General features: G+C 71.2%; 11 protein-coding genes and 3 tRNA genes. 6 read left to right on the top strand and 8 right to left on the bottom strand.

Translation table 11 applies throughout. The features are described 5' to 3' along the window. The first annotated feature begins 321 nt into the window (after positions 1-321). The gene (locus ABD366_RS39550) at positions 322-1,362 is read left to right on the top strand and encodes a rod shape-determining protein (protein WP_324773132.1); all 1,041 of its coding nucleotides are present in this window, start codon (positions 322-324) and stop codon (positions 1,360-1,362) included. A gap of 32 nt (positions 1,363-1,394) precedes the next feature. Beyond that, positions 1,395-2,873 carry a sensor histidine kinase gene (locus ABD366_RS39545; protein WP_324773130.1) on the top strand — a complete coding sequence of 493 codons (1,479 nt, stop codon included), beginning with the start codon at positions 1,395-1,397 and terminating at the stop codon, positions 2,871-2,873. Positions 2,874-2,986: 113 nt separating this feature from the next. On the opposite strand, the gene ABD366_RS39540 is transcribed toward ABD366_RS39545, so the two are convergent. The 3 genes from ABD366_RS39540 to ABD366_RS39530 form a co-directional block, all read right to left on the bottom strand. Then, positions 2,987-3,063 (bottom strand) — tRNA-Ile (locus ABD366_RS39540). A 177-nt stretch (positions 3,064-3,240) separates the two neighbouring features. Beyond that, positions 3,241-3,313, bottom strand: a tRNA-Asn gene (locus ABD366_RS39535). Positions 3,314-3,318: 5 nt separating this feature from the next. Beyond that, positions 3,319-3,391, bottom strand: a tRNA-Asn gene (locus tag ABD366_RS39530). A 146-nt stretch (positions 3,392-3,537) separates the two neighbouring features. Between ABD366_RS39530 and ABD366_RS39525 the strand changes: the two genes are divergently transcribed. The 4 genes from ABD366_RS39525 to ABD366_RS39510 all read left to right on the top strand — a co-directional run bounded on the left by ABD366_RS39525 (position 3,538) and on the right by ABD366_RS39510 (position 9,209). Beyond that, positions 3,538-3,849, top strand: a complete 312-nt coding sequence (locus ABD366_RS39525) for a YtxH domain-containing protein (protein WP_324773128.1) — start codon at positions 3,538-3,540, stop codon at positions 3,847-3,849. A gap of 71 nt (positions 3,850-3,920) precedes the next feature. Further along, positions 3,921-5,351, top strand: coding sequence for an FGGY family carbohydrate kinase (locus ABD366_RS39520; RefSeq protein ID WP_324773126.1), 1,431 nt, complete (start codon positions 3,921-3,923; stop codon positions 5,349-5,351). A 190-nt stretch (positions 5,352-5,541) separates the two neighbouring features. Further along, positions 5,542-7,281 carry an ABC transporter ATP-binding protein gene (locus tag ABD366_RS39515; RefSeq protein ID WP_324773124.1) on the top strand — a complete coding sequence of 580 codons (1,740 nt, stop codon included), beginning with the start codon at positions 5,542-5,544 and terminating at the stop codon, positions 7,279-7,281. After that, the gene (locus ABD366_RS39510; protein WP_324773122.1) at positions 7,281-9,209 is read left to right on the top strand and encodes an ABC transporter ATP-binding protein; all 1,929 of its coding nucleotides are present in this window, start codon (positions 7,281-7,283) and stop codon (positions 9,207-9,209) included. The genes ABD366_RS39515 and ABD366_RS39510 overlap by 1 nt, the downstream gene beginning before the upstream one ends. A 107-nt stretch (positions 9,210-9,316) precedes the next feature. On the opposite strand, the gene ABD366_RS39505 is transcribed toward ABD366_RS39510, so the two are convergent. The 5 genes from ABD366_RS39505 to ABD366_RS39485 form a co-directional block, all read right to left on the bottom strand. Then, on the bottom strand, positions 9,317-10,603 hold the full coding sequence (locus ABD366_RS39505; RefSeq protein WP_324773120.1) for an RNA polymerase sigma factor: 1,287 nt from the start codon (positions 10,601-10,603) through the stop codon (positions 9,317-9,319). A 156-nt stretch (positions 10,604-10,759) separates the two neighbouring features. Further along, the gene (gene dnaG, locus ABD366_RS39500) at positions 10,760-12,664 is read right to left on the bottom strand and encodes a DNA primase (protein WP_324773118.1); all 1,905 of its coding nucleotides are present in this window, start codon (positions 12,662-12,664) and stop codon (positions 10,760-10,762) included. A 34-nt stretch (positions 12,665-12,698) separates the two neighbouring features. Continuing rightward, positions 12,699-13,973, bottom strand: a complete 1,275-nt coding sequence (locus tag ABD366_RS39495; RefSeq protein WP_344443410.1) for an NAD(P)/FAD-dependent oxidoreductase — start codon at positions 13,971-13,973, stop codon at positions 12,699-12,701. Positions 13,974-14,088: 115 nt separating this feature from the next. Beyond that, the gene (locus ABD366_RS39490) at positions 14,089-15,429 is read right to left on the bottom strand and encodes a deoxyguanosinetriphosphate triphosphohydrolase (RefSeq protein ID WP_324770673.1); all 1,341 of its coding nucleotides are present in this window, start codon (positions 15,427-15,429) and stop codon (positions 14,089-14,091) included. Positions 15,430-15,478: 49 nt separating this feature from the next. Further along, complete coding sequence (locus ABD366_RS39485; RefSeq protein ID WP_324770672.1) at positions 15,479-16,324, bottom strand: sirohydrochlorin chelatase; 846 nt, start codon at positions 16,322-16,324, stop codon at positions 15,479-15,481. Between the last annotated feature and the right edge of the window lie 93 nt (positions 16,325-16,417).

Raw genomic sequence — 16,417 nt, 5'->3', positions numbered from 1 at the left:
GGGGGGCACCCGAGTGCTGTGAAGAGTCTCAAGCCCCATGTGTTTCAGAGGAGTTGAAGGGACCTGGCGGGAAGCTGCCCTGGCACGTTCCCGCCACGGGCCCCGGACGGGACGCCGGACCATGACTGAAAACCCGATGCCACGTCAGAAACAAGCCAGGCGCCTGTCTCTGATGGCTGGTCAGCTCATCCGAACTTTCACCTGTACGGCCCCGCCCCGCCCGGCCCATCCCAGCGCGCGCGAACCGGGTCCCGCCCGCACGATGCCAACAGGGCCGCAGCAGCGTCCCTGTCACGGTCCGCGCTCTCGGGAGGAACTGCCATGACCGTCAGTCTGGAGCAGCTGCAACGCTGTCACTTCGCCGTCGACCTGGGTGCCGCACGCACCCGCGTCTATGTGAAGGGTGCCGGCCTCGTCGTCGACGAACCGAGTGCGGCGGCGGTCAACACCCGGACCGGCGCCCTGATCGCGGTCGGCGAGTTCGCGGAGAAGATGACGGGCCGCACCCCCGAGCACATCCGGGTCGTGCGCCCGGTCAGCGGCGGCAGCGTCATCGACATCGACATGGCCCAGCGGATGCTCCGCCATCTGATCGGCGACAAGATGCGGCGGGCCCTGCGCCGCAAGCCCCGGCTGCGCGCGGCGGTCTGCACCCCCCACGACATGGACCCGCTCGCCCGGCGCGCGACGATCGAGACGCTGGTCGGTCTCGGCGCGCGCCGCGTCGAGACCGTCGACACCCTCATCGCGGCCGCCGTCGGCTGCGGCCTGCCGGTCGAGCAGCCCGAAGCCTCCATGATCATCGTGAGCGGCGCGGCGTCGACCCAGATCGCGGTGCTCTCCATGGGCGCGATCGTGACGGCCGACCGGGTCCCGGTCGGCGGCCAGGCCATCGACCAGGCGGTGGTCCAGCACCTGCGCCAGCAGCACGAGCTGATGCTTCCTCTGCAGACCGTCCGCCCCTTGCAGCTCGCCCTGAGCGGCAACGGACTCACCACGCAGGGCCCGGTACGGACCGAGATCCACGGCCGTGACGCGGCGACGGGCCGGGCCCGCTCGGTGCACGTCGACACGGCGGCGGTCCGGGACGCGATCCACACCCCGCTGACCGCCGTGCTCGACGGCATCAGCAAGGTGCTGCGCGGCTGCCCGCCGGATCTGGTCGCCGACCTCGCCGACCGCGGCATCATGATGGTCGGCGGTTCTGCCCGGCTGCCCGGCCTGGACGCGATGCTGAGCGAGGCGACGGGCATGCCGGTGCGGATCGCCGAACGCCCGGACGTCTGCGCTGTGCAGGGCCTCGGCGCCATGATGGAGGGAAAGATCCAGCCCATGGTGGTCGTGAACCCGCTGGCCGGCTGACCGGGCCGGGCACGAGCGCAGGCAGACCCACGATGACCGCAGCAGCAGCGCGCGAGCCGGGCGCCCCCAAGGGCCTCTCCGTCCTCCTGGAAGCCGTGCTGAACGTCGGCTCGGAGCTCGAACTGCGCCCCACCCTCCAGCACCTGGTGGAGAGCGCGGTCGCCCTCACCGGCGCCCGGCACGGTGTCCTCGGCGTCCTCGACCCGGGCCACGGCGGCCTGGTCGAGGCGGTCGGCACCGGGGACACGCGGCCCGCCCTGCCGCCGGACGAGGCCCCGGACTCGGTCGTCCACGAACCGGACACCCTCGCCGTCCCCGTCCACGTACAGCGGACGGTCTTCGGCCGCCTGCGCCTGACCGGCAAGCCGCCCGTCGAGGGCCCCGGCGGCTTCACCGACGACGACCTGGCCCTGGTGCGGGTCCTCGCCACCCAGGCGGGCATCGCCATCGGCAACGCACGCCTGTACGAGACCGCCAAGCAGCGCGAGCGGTGGATCGAGGGCGCCGCCGCGGTGACCACGGCGCTGCTCACCGGCCGCCCCGGCGATGCGCTGACGACGGTCGCGGAGCAGGCCAGGCTGCTCGCCGACGCGGAGGCCGGGGTCGTCCTGCAGCCCACGGAGGCGGGCGGCATGGAGATCGTGGCGGCGGCCACGACCGACGACCCGACGACCCTGATCGGCGCGACGATCCTGCCGGGCAGCGCGGTCCTGGCCCAGCTCCTGACCGGGGAGCCGGTGTTCATCGACGATTCGGCGACGGACCCCCGGATGACGACCGAGGTGCGCTCCCGCTTCGGCCCGAGCATGATGCTGCCGCTCCAGGCGGACGGCCGGCTGATCGGCACGCTGGCCCTGCCCCGCGGCCCCGGCTCCCGCCCCTACACCTCCGTCGACCACCTGCTGGCCACCCAGTTCGCCACGCAGGCGGCGCTCGCCCTGGTGCTTGCCGAGGCGCAGACGGGCCGCGAGCGCCTCGCCGTCTTCGAGGACCGCGACCGCATCGCCCGCGACCTGCACGATCTGGTGGTCCAGCGGCTGTTCGCGACGGGCATGATGCTGGAGTCGACGCAGCGCCGCACCCGGGCGGAGGACGTGCGGGAGACCCTCGCCCACGCGGTGGACGAACTGGAGTCGACGATCCAGGAGGTCCGCACCACGATCTTCGCGCTCCAGCAGCCGCCGGCCGACGCCCCCACCACGTTCCGCGGCAAGGTCCTGCGTGAGACGGCGGGCGCCGCCGCGCTTCTCGGTTTCTCTCCGTCGGTGCACTTCACGGGCCCGGTCGAGACGGCGCTCGACGAACCGGTGCAGGCCCGGCTCCTGACGAACCTGCGGCGCGCCCTGGCCGCGGCGTCACGCCGGCCGGCGATCTCCCGTATCGATGTGGTGATCGACACGGCGACGCCGCTGCCGGACGGCCGGCCCGGTGTGCGGCTGACGGTGGCGGACGACGGTGCCCGCGAGGACGGCGAGACGGCCGCTCCGGCGGCCTGGCAGGCCCCGCTGTGAGGGCCCACGGGCCCGGGTCCGTGCTGAACGGGTGACAAGAGGGCCGCCACTGTTTCCGTGACGGCCCATCAGGTTACGTACGTCCTGGTCGCATCGTTTCTGCGCCACGACCGTGGTGGGGCGGGTGGGACTCGAACCCACGGCCGACGGATTATGAGTCCGCTGCTCTAACCGGCTGAGCTACCGCCCCGATACGGCGCGCCGTGCACATATGTGCGCGCCGTCTGCCGCAGCATAGCCGCTCATACGATCTCCTGCCTCGAATGGTTCGGCTCTGCACGACCTTGAGGACTCCGCAGTCACGCACGCGGTTCCACCAGGCAGGAAAAAGCCCTCCGGAGTGTTCTCCGAAGGGCTTGTTCCACAGCTCTCCCGACTGGACTCGAACCAGTAACCTGCCGGTTAACAGCCGGCTGCTCTGCCAATTGAGCTACAGGAGATCGAGCTCCCCCGACTGGACTCGAACCAGTAACCTGCCGGTTAACAGCCGGCTGCTCTGCCAATTGAGCTACAGGGGATTGCTTCATTGCTTCGAACGCACCCACCTGGGTACTTGCCAGGCGGCGGGCGCTCGCTGCGACACATACATTAGCGCAAGCAGGGGGGTGCTCCGCCAATCGGTATCCCCTCAGTGATCACGACTAGCTACGGAAGGGTGGCCGTCATGCGCTACCGGCTCACATTCATCGCCGGTCTGGCCCTCGGTTACGTGCTGGGGACGCGCGCCGGGCGCGAGAGGTACGAGAAGCTGAAGAAGACCGCTCGTGAGGTCGCCCAGAACCCCGCTGTGCGCAACACCGCGGAGTCCGCGGCCCAGCAGACGCGGACCTACGCGGGCAAGGCCTTCCAGTCCGTGAGCGAGAAGGTCGAGGGCCGGGTGCCGGAGTCGGTGGCCGGCCGGGTCCGCTCGCTGCGGGAGCGCGGCGGCACGAGCGGCGGCGCGAGCGGCGACGACTGGGGCACCAGCAACACGTAGCGGAGCGGCCCGGCACCGCGAAGCGGAAGCTGCGGTACGGGAGGGTCCGGCGGTGCGGCAGAATTTCTGTCATGGGGATAGTCGCCGGGCTGGACAGTTCGCCCGATTTCACGCGCATTGTGGTTTGTGACTCCGACACCGGGGCCGTACTGCGGCAGGGGTACGCCCCGCATCCGCTGGACCCGGTGGAGGGCGGCGGGCGGCCCTCCGATGTCGATCCCCAGGCCTGGCTGCTCTCGCTGGGCGAGGCCGCGGGCGGCGGGCTGCTCGAAGGGGTGCAGGCCATCGGCGTCTCCGCCCAGCAGAACGCGCTGGTGCCGCTGGACAGCCAGGGCAACACGGTGCGTCCCGCGATGGTCGGCAGCGACAAGCGGGCGCAGGCGTCCGCCGCGGATCTGATCGACCGGCTCGGCTCGCGCGAGGCGTGGGCCGACGCCGTCGGGTCCGTACCGCAGGCGGCTCAGCCGGTGACGAAGCTGCGGTGGCTGGCGCGCACCGAACCGGAGAACGCGCAGCGGGTGGCCCTGCTTCTCCAGGCCCACGACTGGCTGGTGTGGCAGCTCCTCGGCCGGCCCGCGCGGCGGACGACGGACCGGGGCGGCGCCTCCGGCACCGGGTACTGGTCCGCGGCCACCGGGTCCTGGCGGCCCGATCTCGTGGAGCTGGCGCTCGACCGGCAGGCCATGCTGCCGGAGGTGCTCGGCCCGGGCGACGCGGCGGGCACGACGCCGGAAGGGCTGATCATCTCGGCCGGGACCGGCGAGACCATGGCCGCCGCCTTCGGGCTCGGCATGCAGGCCGGCGACGCCGTGGTGTCGCTCGGTGCCTCCGGGTCCGTGATGGCCGTGCACCATGAGGCGCTGGTCGATTCGAGCGGCGCCATCACCTCGCTCGCCGACGCCACCGGGCTGCATCTGCCCGTCGTGCATACGTCGAACGCGGTGCGGGCGCTGCGCGGCACCGCCGAGATGCTGGGCCTCGACGGAGGACTCGAGGGGCTCTCCGAACTGGCCATGAAGTCGACGCCGGGCGCCCACGGGCTCGTACTCCTGCCGTATCTGGAGGGTGAGAAGACGCCGAATCTGCCGCACACCGCCGGGACGCTCAGCGGGCTGCGGCGCGAGTCGATGAAGCCCGAGCACCTGGCGCGGGCCGCCTTCGAGGGCATGGTCTGCGGCCTCGCGGACGCCATGGACGTGCTGCGCGGCCGGGGCGTGGAGATCCGGCGGGTGTTCCTGCTCGGCGCCGCCGCCGAACTGCACGCCGTGCAGGCCGTGGCGCCGATGCTGTTCGGGGCGCAGGTCGTGGTGCCACAGCCCGCGGACTACGCGGCGATCGGCGCGGCCCGGCAGGCCGCGTGGGCGCTGAGCGGGCAGTTGCCGCAGTGGCAGGGCGCGGCAGCCCAGGTCTTCGAGCCGGGCGAGGAGGCTGCCGTGGGGCAGGCGGTGCGCCAGCAGTACCGGTCCGTGCGGGAGCAGATCCACCCCGGGGCGTTCTCCTAGCCCGTCCGGCGCGGTCCGGGGATGGGCCGATCTTTGAGTGCTCTTGGGTAAATCGGTTGAGGTAACGCGGGTGGAGTGTCCGACGATAGGGGTCCATGCGTCCTCGTTCAGGTGAGGACGCAGCTCCCCGGCCCCACCCTCCCCGGTCCACCGCTCACACTCAAAGACCGCCGACACCGAGAGACCGAGCGTGCTCATACGACTTCTGCGGACCTACCTGGCTCCGTACAAGAAACCCATCGGGCTGCTGGTGCTGCTGCAGTTCCTGCAGACCTGCGCCGCGCTGTATCTGCCCACCCTGAACGCGGACATCATCGACAACGGTGTCGTGAACGGAGACACCGGCTACATCCTGGAGTTCGGCGCCCTGATGCTGGGTGTCACGGTCGTCCAGGTCGTCTGCAACACCGGCGCCGTTTTCTACGGTGCCCGGACCGCCGCGGCCCTCGGGCGCGATGTGCGCGGCTCCGTCTTCGACCGTGTGCAGTCCTTCTCCGCGCGGGAGCTCGGCCAGTTCGGCGCGCCCTCGCTGATCACCCGGACCACGAACGACGTGCAGCAGGTCCAGATGCTGGTGCTGCTCTCGTTCACGCTGATGGTGTCGGCGCCGATCATGTGCGTCGGCGGTGTGGTCATGGCCCTCGGGCTCGATGTGCCGCTGTCCGGGGTGCTGCTGGCCGTGCTGCCCGTCATGGCCGTCGTGCTGTCGCTGATCATCCGCAAGCTGCGGCCGCTGTTCCGGTCCATGCAGGTCAAGCTGGACACCGTGAACCGGGTGCTGCGCGAGCAGATCACCGGCAACCGCGTCATCCGTGCCTTCGTGCGCGATGACTTCGAGAAGGGCCGGTTCGGTGAGGCGAACTCCGATCTGACCGGGACGTCGCTCGCGACCGGCCGGATCATGGCACTGATGTTCCCGTTCGTCATGACGATCGTGAACGTCGCGTCGATCGCCGTCGTCTGGTTCGGCGCGCACCGCATCAACAGCGGGCACATGCAGATCGGCGACCTGACCGCCTTCCTCGCGTACCTCATGCAGATCGTGATGAGCGTGATGATGGCCACCTTCATGTTCATGCAGGTGCCGCGCGCCGAGGTCTGCGCCGAGCGCATCCAGGAAGTGCTCGACACCGAGTCGAGCGTCGTACCACCGGCCCCGGAGACCGCCGTACGAGAGCTGCGCCGCCACGGGCACCTGGAGATCCGCGGCGCGGACTTCGGCTACCCGGGCGCCGAGGAGCCGGTGCTGCGCGGGGTCGACCTGGTCGCGCGGCCCGGCGAGACCACCGCGATCATCGGCTCGACGGGCAGCGGCAAGTCGACGCTGCTCGGCCTGGTGCCGCGGCTCTACGACACCACCGCCGGCGTCGTGTACGTCGACGGCGAGGACGTCCGCGGGATCGACCCCGAGCTCATGGCGAGGACCGTCGGACTCGTCCCGCAGAAGCCGTACCTGTTCTCCGGGACCGTCGCCTCGAACCTGCGCTACGGGCGGCCCGACGCCACCGACGAGGACCTGTGGCACGCGCTCGAAGTGGCGCAGGCCAAGGAGTTCGTCAGCAGGCTCGAGGGCGGGCTCGAGGCGAGCATCACCCAGGGCGGCACGAACGTCTCCGGTGGTCAGCGCCAGCGCCTCGCCATCGCGCGCACGCTCGTGCAGCGGCCGGAGATCTACCTCTTCGACGACTCGTTCTCGGCGCTCGACTACGCCACCGACGCGGCCCTGCGCCGGGCTCTGGGCGCGGAGACAGCCGAGGCGACCGTGGTGATCGTGGCCCAGCGGGTCGCGACGATCCGCGACGCCGACCGGATCATCGTCCTCGACGAGGGCCGGGTCGTCGGTGAGGGCCGCCATCACGAACTGATGGCCGACAACGGGACGTACCGGGAGATCGTCCTCTCCCAGCTGACGGAAGCGGAGGCCGCCTGATGAGCGGGCCGATGGCGGCACGGATGGCGGCCGGTGGGCCGGGTTCGCGTTCGATGGACTTCAAGGGCTCCGGCAAGCGGCTGCTCAAACGGATGGCGGCGCACCGCTCGGCGGTCCTCGCCGTACTGGTCGCGGTCCTGATCAGTGTCGGTCTCTCCGTGGTGGGGCCGAAGATCCTCGGCCACGCGACCGACCTGCTCTTCGGCGGGATCATCGGCGGGAACCTGCCGGCCGGCCAGACCAAGGAACAGGTCATCGAGGGCCTGCGCGCCAAGGGCGAAGGCGGCATGGCCGACATGCTCCGCAGCGTCGACTTCACCCCCGGCCAGGGCGTGGACTTCGACGCGATCGGGCAGGTACTGCTGCTCGCGCTCGCGGTGTTCGTGGTGGCGGGCTTCGCGATGCTGGCCGGCACGCGCCTCGCCAACCGGGTCATCAACCTGGCGGTGGCCCAGCTGCGCAAGGAGATGCAGGCGAAGCTGGCGCGGCTGCCGCTGTCGTACTACGACAAGCAGAAGCGCGGCGAGGTGCTGAGCCGGGCGACCAACGACATCGACAACATCGGGCAGACGCTTCAGCAGACCATGGGGCAGATGCTCAACTCGCTGCTGACCATCATCGGCGTCCTCGTGATGATGTTCTGGATCTCCTGGCTGCTCGCGCTGGTCGCGCTCGTGACGGTGCCGCTGTCGGTGCTCGTCGCGGCGAAGGTCGGCAAGCGCTCGCAGCCGCAGTTCGTCCAGCAGTGGCGGACCACCGGGGTGCTGAACGCGCACATCGAGGAGATGTACAGCGGCCACAACCTGGTGAAGGTGTTCGGGCGGCAGAAGGAGTCGGCGGAGCAGTTCGCCGAGCAGAACGAGGCGCTGTACGAGGCGTCGTTCAAGGCCCAGTTCAACAGCGGCGTCATGCAGCCGCTGATGTTCTTCATCTCGAACCTGAACTACGTCCTGGTGGCCGTCGTCGGTGGACTGCGGGTGGCCTCCGGGTCGCTGTCCATCGGTGACGTGCAGGCGTTCATCCAGTACTCACGGCAGTTCTCCATGCCGCTCACGCAGGTCGCGTCGATGGCGAACCTGGTGCAGTCCGGGGTCGCCTCCGCCGAGCGGATCTTCGAACTGCTCGACGCGGACGAGCAGTCGGCGGAGCCCGTACCCGGTGAGAAGCCGGCCGATCTGCGCGGGCACGTCGGGTTCGAGCACGTCGCCTTCCGCTACGAGAAGGACAAGCCGCTCATCGAGGACCTGTCGCTGACCGCCGAGCCGGGCCACACCGTCGCGATCGTCGGCCCGACGGGCGCGGGCAAGACCACGCTCGTCAATCTCCTGCTGCGGTTCTACGAGGTCACCGGCGGGCGGATCACGCTCGACGGGGTCGACATCGCGAAGATGGAGCGGGACGAACTACGGGCCGGCATCGGCATGGTCCTCCAGGACACCTGGCTGTTCGGCGGGTCCATCGCGGAGAACATCGCGTACGGCGCCGTGAAGGACGTCTCACGGGAGGACGTCGAGGCCGCGGCGAAGGCCGCACACGCCGACCGGTTCATCCGGACTCTGCCGGACGGGTACGACACCGTCATCGACGACGAGGGCACGGGGGTGAGCGCCGGTGAGAAGCAGCTCATCACCATCGCCCGGGCGTTCCTGTCCGACCCGGTGATCCTGGTGCTCGACGAGGCGACCTCCTCCGTCGACACCCGGACCGAGGTGCTGATCCAGAAGGCGATGGCCCGGCTGGCCTCCGGGCGGACCTCGTTCGTCATCGCGCATCGTCTTTCGACGATCCGCGATGCCGACACGATTCTCGTCATGGAGGGCGGGGCGATCGTGGAGCAGGGCTCGCATGACGATCTCGTCTCCGCGGGTGGGGCGTATCAGCGGTTGTACGAAGCTCAGTTCGCGCAGGCGGTTGCCGAGGTCGACTAGGCGCCGCAGGGGGGCGGTGAGCTGCCGTGTGCCGGTCCGTCGTGGCTGGTCGCGCCCACGCGGCGGAGCCGCAGATCGACACAGCCCCGCGCCCCCCGGGCGGGGTTCTAGTCCAAGTAGCCACGCAACTGGTCGGCGAAGGCGTGGTCCCTGAGCTTGTTGAGGGTCTTCGACTCGATCTGGCGGATTCGTTCGCGGGTGACGCCGAAGATGCGGCCGATCTCCTCCAGGGTGCGGGGGCGGCCGTCGGCGAGGCCGTAGCGGAGCTGGACCACCTTGCGTTCGCGCTCGCCGAGCGTGGAGAGCACGGCCTCCAGGTGTTCCCTGAGCAGGAGGAACGCCGCCGATTCGACGGGGCTCGTCGCGTCGCCGTCCTCGATGAGGTCGCCGAGCGCCACGTCGTCCTCCTCGCCGACCGGGGCGTGCAGCGAGACCGGCTCCTGTGCCAGGCGCAGCACTTCGCTGACGCGCTCGTGCGGGAGGTCCAGATGGGCGGCCACCTCTTCCGGTGTCGGCTCGTAGCCGCGCTCCTGGAGCATGCGGCGCTGCACGCGGACGACCCGGTTGATCAGTTCGACCACATGCACGGGGACGCGGATCGTGCGGGCCTGGTCGGCGAGCGCGCGGCTCATGGCCTGCCGGATCCACCAGGTCGCGTACGTGGAGAACTTGTAGCCGCGGGCGTAGTCGAACTTCTCGACCGCCCTGATCAGGCCCAGATTTCCCTCCTGGACGAGATCGAGCATGGTCAGGCCGCGGCCCACGTACCGCTTGGCGACCGAGACGACCAGGCGCAGGTTCGCCTCGATGAGGCGGCGCTTGGCCATCCGGCCCATGACCACCAACTTGTCCAGGTCGAGAGCGAGTTGGGAGTCCAGATCGGGGGCGTGGGTGAGCTTCTCCTCGGCGAACAGGCCCGCTTCGACGCGCCGCGCCAGCTCCACCTCCTCGGCCGCGGTGAGCAGCGGGATGCGGCCGATCTCGCGCAGGTACTGGCGGAACAGGTCGGAGGACGGGCCGCTCGTGTCCGTGCGGGTGCCGCGCACCGGTTCGGGCGGCTCGACCGTCTCGGCGCGCTCGGGTTCTTCCGTCGTCTCCGGTGCGGCGGTGGCCGCCTCGGGGTGGTGCGCCACGCGGCTCTGCGGCGGCACCGGGGTGAGAGCCTCGCCCTCCGGTTCGGCTTCGGGGTCGGCGAGGGCCTGGGCTGCGCTGTCGCTCTGGCTGAGGGTCTGGGTCTGCACGGGGGCGACCTCCAAGGTGATCGCTGCTGAGGCGTGCGGCAGGGGGGCGGGAGCGGCGGCCGCGCCGCTGTCCGTCCCGTACGCGATGAGCGGAACCGCGGGGCTGTCGGACCCGATGTCCGGGCTCCGGCCGCGCTCCGAGGACTCAGGCACCGCACCCAGTGTGGAGTACGACACAGCGCCGCCACGAGGGGCGTGCGATGACTTTTTGAGTCCGGTGCGTGACCGCACGGTTACCGAGCTGTACGAGTGCCCGCTCTTCCCGGTCTCGAACAAGCCGAAACGGCGCGCGAAAGCGCGGCCCGGCGGCTACAGAGCGTCCGCGCCCCGCTCGCGCAGTGCCTGGTCGTACTGCTGGAGCACCCACAACTCGTTCTGTACGAGCGCCAGTTGCGCCGGGTCGCCGCCGGAGCCGAGGCGGGTGAAGGTGCCCTGCACATCGCGGATGCGACGCTCCACCGCCCGCCTGCGCACGGTGACGAGCTGCTCGCCCGCATATGCCTCGTCGACCGTCTTGCGGTGGATCGCCTCGACGGCCAGCTCGGTCACCATCGCCCGGACCGCGTTGTCCGGAGCCGCCTCACGGACGCGGACGAGGTATTCGTGCGGATCGTGGATGCCCTGCTCGGCACCGCCCGCCTCCAGGACGGCCTGGCGCACCGCCGCGTACGGGGCGGCGGTGAACTCGTCGATGCCGTACGCGTCGAAGGCCGGGGAGACCAACTGCGGGTACTGCAACGCGAGTTTGAGCAGTTCGCGCTCGGTGGCGTACACCGGGTTGCGCAAGGTGAGCGCCGGCCCGCCGAACGCCCGGGCGGGCGCGGCGGCCTCGGGCTCCGGGCGGCCCCGGCCCGCGCTGGGGGCCGGGCCCTTGCCACCACGGTCCCGCGCCCAGCGGGCCAGCTGCGCGACGCGCTTGACGACGAACTGGGTGTCGAGGATGCCGAGCATGCCCGCGAGCTGGACGGCGACCTCGTGCTGCGAGGCGCTGTTCTTGATGCGGGCGACGATCGGCGCGGCCTCGTCGAGGGCGGCGGCGCGGCCCGCAGGGGTCTCCAGGTCGTAGCGCGAAACGATCTGGCGCAGCGCGAACTCGAACAGCGGCGTGCGCGGCTCGACCAGCTCGGCGACCGCCTCGTCGCCCTTGGCGAGACGCAGGTCGCACGGGTCCATGTTGTCCGGCGCGATGGCGATGTAGGTCTCGGCGGCGAACTTCTGGTCGTCCTCGAAGGCGCGCAGGGCGGCCTTCTGGCCGGCCGCGTCGCCGTCGAAGGTGAAGATGACCCGCGCCGACCCGTTGTCCATCAGCAGTCGGCGCAGGATCTTGATGTGGTCGCCGCCGAAGGCGGTGCCGCACGTGGCGATGGCGGTGGTGATCCCGGCCAGATGGCAGGCCATGACATCGGTGTACCCCTCGACCACGACGGCGCGGGAGGCCTTGGCGATGTCCTTCTTCGCGAGGTCGATGCCGTAGAGGACCTGCGACTTCTTGTAGATCGGCGTCTCGGGCGTGTTCAGGTACTTCGGTCCGTTGTCGTCCTCGCGCAGACGGCGGGCGCCGAAGCCGACGACCTCGCCTCCGATGTCGCGGATCGGCCACATGAGACGGCCGCGGAAACGGTCGATGGGCCCGCGGCGGCCCTCCTGGGAGAGCCCGGAGAGGGTCAGCTCCTTGTCGCTGAAGCCCTTGCCGCGCAGGAAGCGGGTCAGGTGGTCCCAGCCCGCCGGGCTGTAGCCGACGCCGAAGTGCGCGGCGGCGGCCTGGTCGAAACCGCGCTCGGCGAGGAACTTGCGGCCGATCTCCGCTTCCGGGGACTCCAGCTGCTCGGCGTAGAACTGCGCGGCGGCCTTGTGCGCCTCGACGAGGCGGATGCGCTCGCCGCGCTGGTGCGAGGGGTTGTACCCGCCCTCTTCGTAACGAAGGGTGATGCCGGCCTGGGCGGCCAGGCGCTCGACCGCCTCGGAGAAGGTGAGGTGGTCGACCTTCATCACGAACGTGATGGTGTCGCCGCCCTCCTGGCAGCCGAAGCAGTGGAAGAACCCCTTGCTCGGGCTGACCTGGAAGGACGGGGACTTCTCGTCGTGGAACGGGCACAGGCCCTTCAGGTTCCCGCCGCCCGCGTTGCGCAGTTGCAGGTACTCGGAGACCACGGCGTCGATCGGGACCGCGTCCCGAACCGCCTTCACGTCGTCGTCATTGATCCTGCCTGCCACGCATGAATCCTACGGCCCTCCACTGACACTCCCGTCACCCCTCCAGAAGATCACCGAGCGGGACCGTCGGGTCGGACAGGCGCTCCGTGCCGGGCCGCAAGCCCGTGCGGATCAGCTGCTGGATCTGGTCGGTGACGTCCCACACATTCACGTTCATCCCCGCGAGCACCTGGCCGTCCTTCAGCCAGAAGGCGACGAACTCGCGCTTGCCCACATTGCCGCGGAGCACCACCTGGTCGTACGAGCCCGGGGGCGCCCAGCCCGAGTACTCCAGGCCCAGGTCGTACTGGTCGGAGAAGAAGTAGGGCACGCGGTCGTAGGCGAGGTCCTTGCCGAGCATGGCGCGGGCCGCGGCCGGGCCGCCGTTCAGCGCGTTCGCCCAGTGCTCGACGCGCAGGCTGCCGAGCCCCGGCGAGAACGGCGGGTGCTGGAGCGCGGCGACGTCCCCCGCCGCGTAGATGTCGGGGTCGGAGGTCCGCAGCGCGGCGTCGACGGCGACGCCGCCGCCGTGCTCCCGCCCCGCCAGGGTCAGGCCCGCGGCCTCGGCGAGCCCGGTGCGCGGGGCGGCGCCGATCGCGGCGAGCACGTCGTGCGCCGGGTGCTCCTCGCCGTCGTCGGTGTGGGCGGCCAGGACCATGCCGTCCTGGCCGGAGATCTCGGTGAGCCGGGCGCCGAAGTGGAAGCGGACGCCGTGGTCGCTGTGCAGCTCGGTGAAGATCTGGCCGACCTCGGGGCCGAGCACGGCGTGCAGCGGCGTCGCCTCCGGCTCCACGACGGTCACCTCGGCGCCGTACTCACGGGCCGCCGCGGCGACCTCCAGGCCGATCCAGCCGGCGCCGGCGATGACCAGGTGCCCGTTGTCCCGCCCGAGCGCGGCCAGCACGTTCTTCAGGCGCTCGGCGTGGGCCAGGCGGCGCAGGTGGTGGACGCCGACGAGATCGGTGCCGGGGATGTCGAGACGGCGCGGTTCGGCGCCGGTGGCCAGCAGGAGCTTGTCGTAACTGATCGTGGTGGAGTCGCCGAGCCGGACCGTCTTCGCGGCGCGGTCGATCGTGGTGACCGTCTGGCCCAGGTGCAGCTCCACGTCGTTGCTCGCGTACCAGGCCGGTTCGTGGACGAATGCCTTCTCCCGTGGCTCCTTGCCCTGGAGGAACCCCTTGGACAGAGGCGGGCGTTCGTACGGGTGGTCCCGTTCGTCACCGATGAGGATCACCCGCCCGGTGAAGCCCTCCTCGCGAAGTGTCTCGGCGGCCTTCGCGCCGGCGAGCCCTCCTCCGACGATGACGAACGTCTGGTCCGCGTCGACCACTTGATGCCTCCTCGTTGCGCTGCCGTCATATGCGAGCGTCCCGCACACAGCGTGATGCGGGAAGGGGGCGTGGCCCTAACGGGGCACCTTTCTCCTGCGATTTCTGCCGGCGTCGTCACGCCGAGTGGTCGCCGGCGAGGTGTGCGTGCAGGGAACGGGCCGAGGCGTCGGTCAGGGAGGCGATCTGGTCGACGATGACGCGCTTCCTCGTACGGTCGTCGGGCGCATCGTCGAACAGGGCCCGGAACTGGGGGTCGAGGCCGTCCGGGGCGCGGGCCGTCAGCGCCTGCGCCAGCTCCGCGACGACGATGCGCTGGTCGGCGCGGAGCCGCTCCTGCTGCGGCCGCTGCATCACGTACCGGTCGGCGACGGCCTTGAGGACGGCGCACTCGTGGCGGGCGGCGCGCGGGACGACCAGCTCGGCCGCGTAGCGCGTGAGCCGGCCCGTGCCGTACCGCGCGCGGGTCGCGGTCTCGGCGGCGAGACAGAAACGGCCGATGAGCTGGCTGGTGGCGTCCTTCAGACGGGCCTGGGCGACCGCCGTGCCGTCGTAGCCGCGCGGCCACCACTCCTGGTCGAGGAGCCGGTCGAGGGCGGCGGCCAGCTCGGCCGGATCGGTGTCCGCGGGCACGTACCGCCCTATGGCCACGCCGAAGACGTCGGCGCGCTCCGGCTCGGCATGCAGCATGTTCGGATCCAGATGGCCCGCGTGCAGGCCGTCCTCCAGATCGTGCACCGAGTACGCGACATCGTCCGACCAGTCCATGACCTGGGCCTCGAAGCAGATGCGGCGCCCCGGCGCCTCTTTCCTGACCCAGTCGAAGACGGGCCGGTCGTCCTCGTAGACACCGAACTTGGAGGAGGCCGGATCGCTCGGGTGCTCGCCGCGCGGCCACGGGTACTTGGTGGCGGCGTCGAGCGCGGCCCGCGTCAGGTTCAGCCCCACGCTGACCAGCTCGCCGCCCTCCTCCAACCGCACGAACCGCTTGGGCTCGATACGGGTGAGGAGCCTGAGCGACTGCGCGTTCCCCTCGAACCCGCCGCAGTCCTGCGCCACCTCGTTCAGCGCCTGCTCGCCGTTGTGCCCGAAGGGCGGGTGCCCCATGTCGTGCGAGAGGCAGGCCGTCTCCACGAGATCCGGGTCGCAGCCGAGGGCCGCCCCCAGCTCACGCCCTACCTGCGCACACTCGAGCGAGTGCGTGAGGCGGGTGCGGGGGCTGGCGTCCCATTGGCGGATGGGGGTCCCCCCTGCTCGAGCTTGTTCGAGAGCTTGGGGGAGCGTGCCCGGCGTCACCACCTGGGTCTTGCCGGCGAGCCTGCGCAGCGCCGAGGAGTGCAGGACACGGGCCCGGTCGCGCTGGAACGCGGTGCGGCCCGGACGCTTGTCGGGCTCGGGGGCCCAGCGCTCGACGTCCGCTTCCTCGTACGTACCGGAACCTTCGTCCGTGGTCTTCATGCACTGACACTAAGGCCAGGCACCGACAAAAGGGGCGGGGCCGGGGAGGTCAGGCGACCGCCGGCTGCCGGACCGTCCCGGCGGAGGCCAACAGGGCGCTGTCGTACCGGTGCAGGGCGAGGCGGGCCAGGTCCGGGTGCGCGCCGAGCGGGGCCGCGACGACGTCGCCGGGGAACGCGGCCGCCGCCTCGGTGGCGAAGCGGCCCGGCGCCGTGAAGTACGAGGCCAGCGCCGTCGGCCGGCAGCCCCGGGCTGTGAGAGCGCGGACCGCCGCCGCCACGTCGGGGCCCGGCCCGGACGCGTAGGCGGGCACGACCGGCACACCGAGACGCCGAGCGAGGAGCGCGGCGGTGCGCCGGGTGTCGATGGCGGCCTCCGGATCCCGGGACCCTGAGGCGGCGAGCACGACCCCACCACCTCCCCGCTCCCTCCAGCCGGCCTCCCGCAGCCGGTCGTGCAGTACGTCCACGAGCAGGGCGTGCGGGCCGAGGGGCTCGGCGACGCGGGTGAGCAGGTGCCCGGCGGCCTGTGCGGCGTCGGGCAGATCGCGCTTGACGTGGTACCCGCGGGACAGCAACAGCGGCACGAGCACGGCCCGCCCGCCTCGGGGCAGACCGGCCAGGACCTCGGACACGAGCGGCTCGTTCAACTCGATGTGAGCGAGCCGGACGTCGAGCCCCGGCCGCTGCTCCCGCACGCGCTCCACCAGTTCACCGACGGTGGTCAGGGCACGCGGATCCCGGCTGCCGTGCGCGACGAGCACCAGGGCAGGCCCGGGCCGCCGTCCGCGCGGGGCCCGGTGACCGAGCTGCTTGCCGAGCTGATCGCTGATCATGGTGAGAAGTCCCGCCGCCGTACTTGCCGAGTGGTCGAGGTGTCCCGACGCGTCCGTCATGCAGTGATCCTGCCGGGCGGTGGTTGCCGGTCTGTTGCGCGGGGGTGACGGGCCATTGCGGGCGCTTCACGGTCGGGGTGGGGCGGGGGTGAG

The organism is Streptomyces kunmingensis, assembly GCF_039533535.1.
Lineage (GTDB): Bacteria > Actinomycetota > Actinomycetes > Streptomycetales > Streptomycetaceae > Streptomyces > Streptomyces kunmingensis.
This window is presented reverse-complemented; position numbering and strand designations above follow the sequence as displayed.

Coding starts and splice junctions, on each gene's coding strand:
- ABD366_RS39550 (WP_324773132.1), top strand. CDS start 322: ATGACCGTCAGTCTGGAGCAGCTGCAACGCTGTCACTTCGCCGTCGAC.
- ABD366_RS39545 (WP_324773130.1), top strand. CDS start 1,395: ATGACCGCAGCAGCAGCGCGCGAGCCGGGCGCCCCCAAGGGCCTCTCC.
- ABD366_RS39525 (WP_324773128.1), top strand. CDS start 3,538: ATGCGCTACCGGCTCACATTCATCGCCGGTCTGGCCCTCGGTTACGTG.
- ABD366_RS39520 (WP_324773126.1), top strand. CDS start 3,921: ATGGGGATAGTCGCCGGGCTGGACAGTTCGCCCGATTTCACGCGCATT.
- ABD366_RS39510 (WP_324773122.1), top strand. CDS start 7,281: ATGAGCGGGCCGATGGCGGCACGGATGGCGGCCGGTGGGCCGGGTTCG.
- ABD366_RS39490 (WP_324770673.1), bottom strand. CDS start 15,429: ATGAAGACCACGGACGAAGGTTCCGGTACGTACGAGGAAGCGGACGTC.
- ABD366_RS39485 (WP_324770672.1), bottom strand. CDS start 16,324: ATGACGGACGCGTCGGGACACCTCGACCACTCGGCAAGTACGGCGGCG.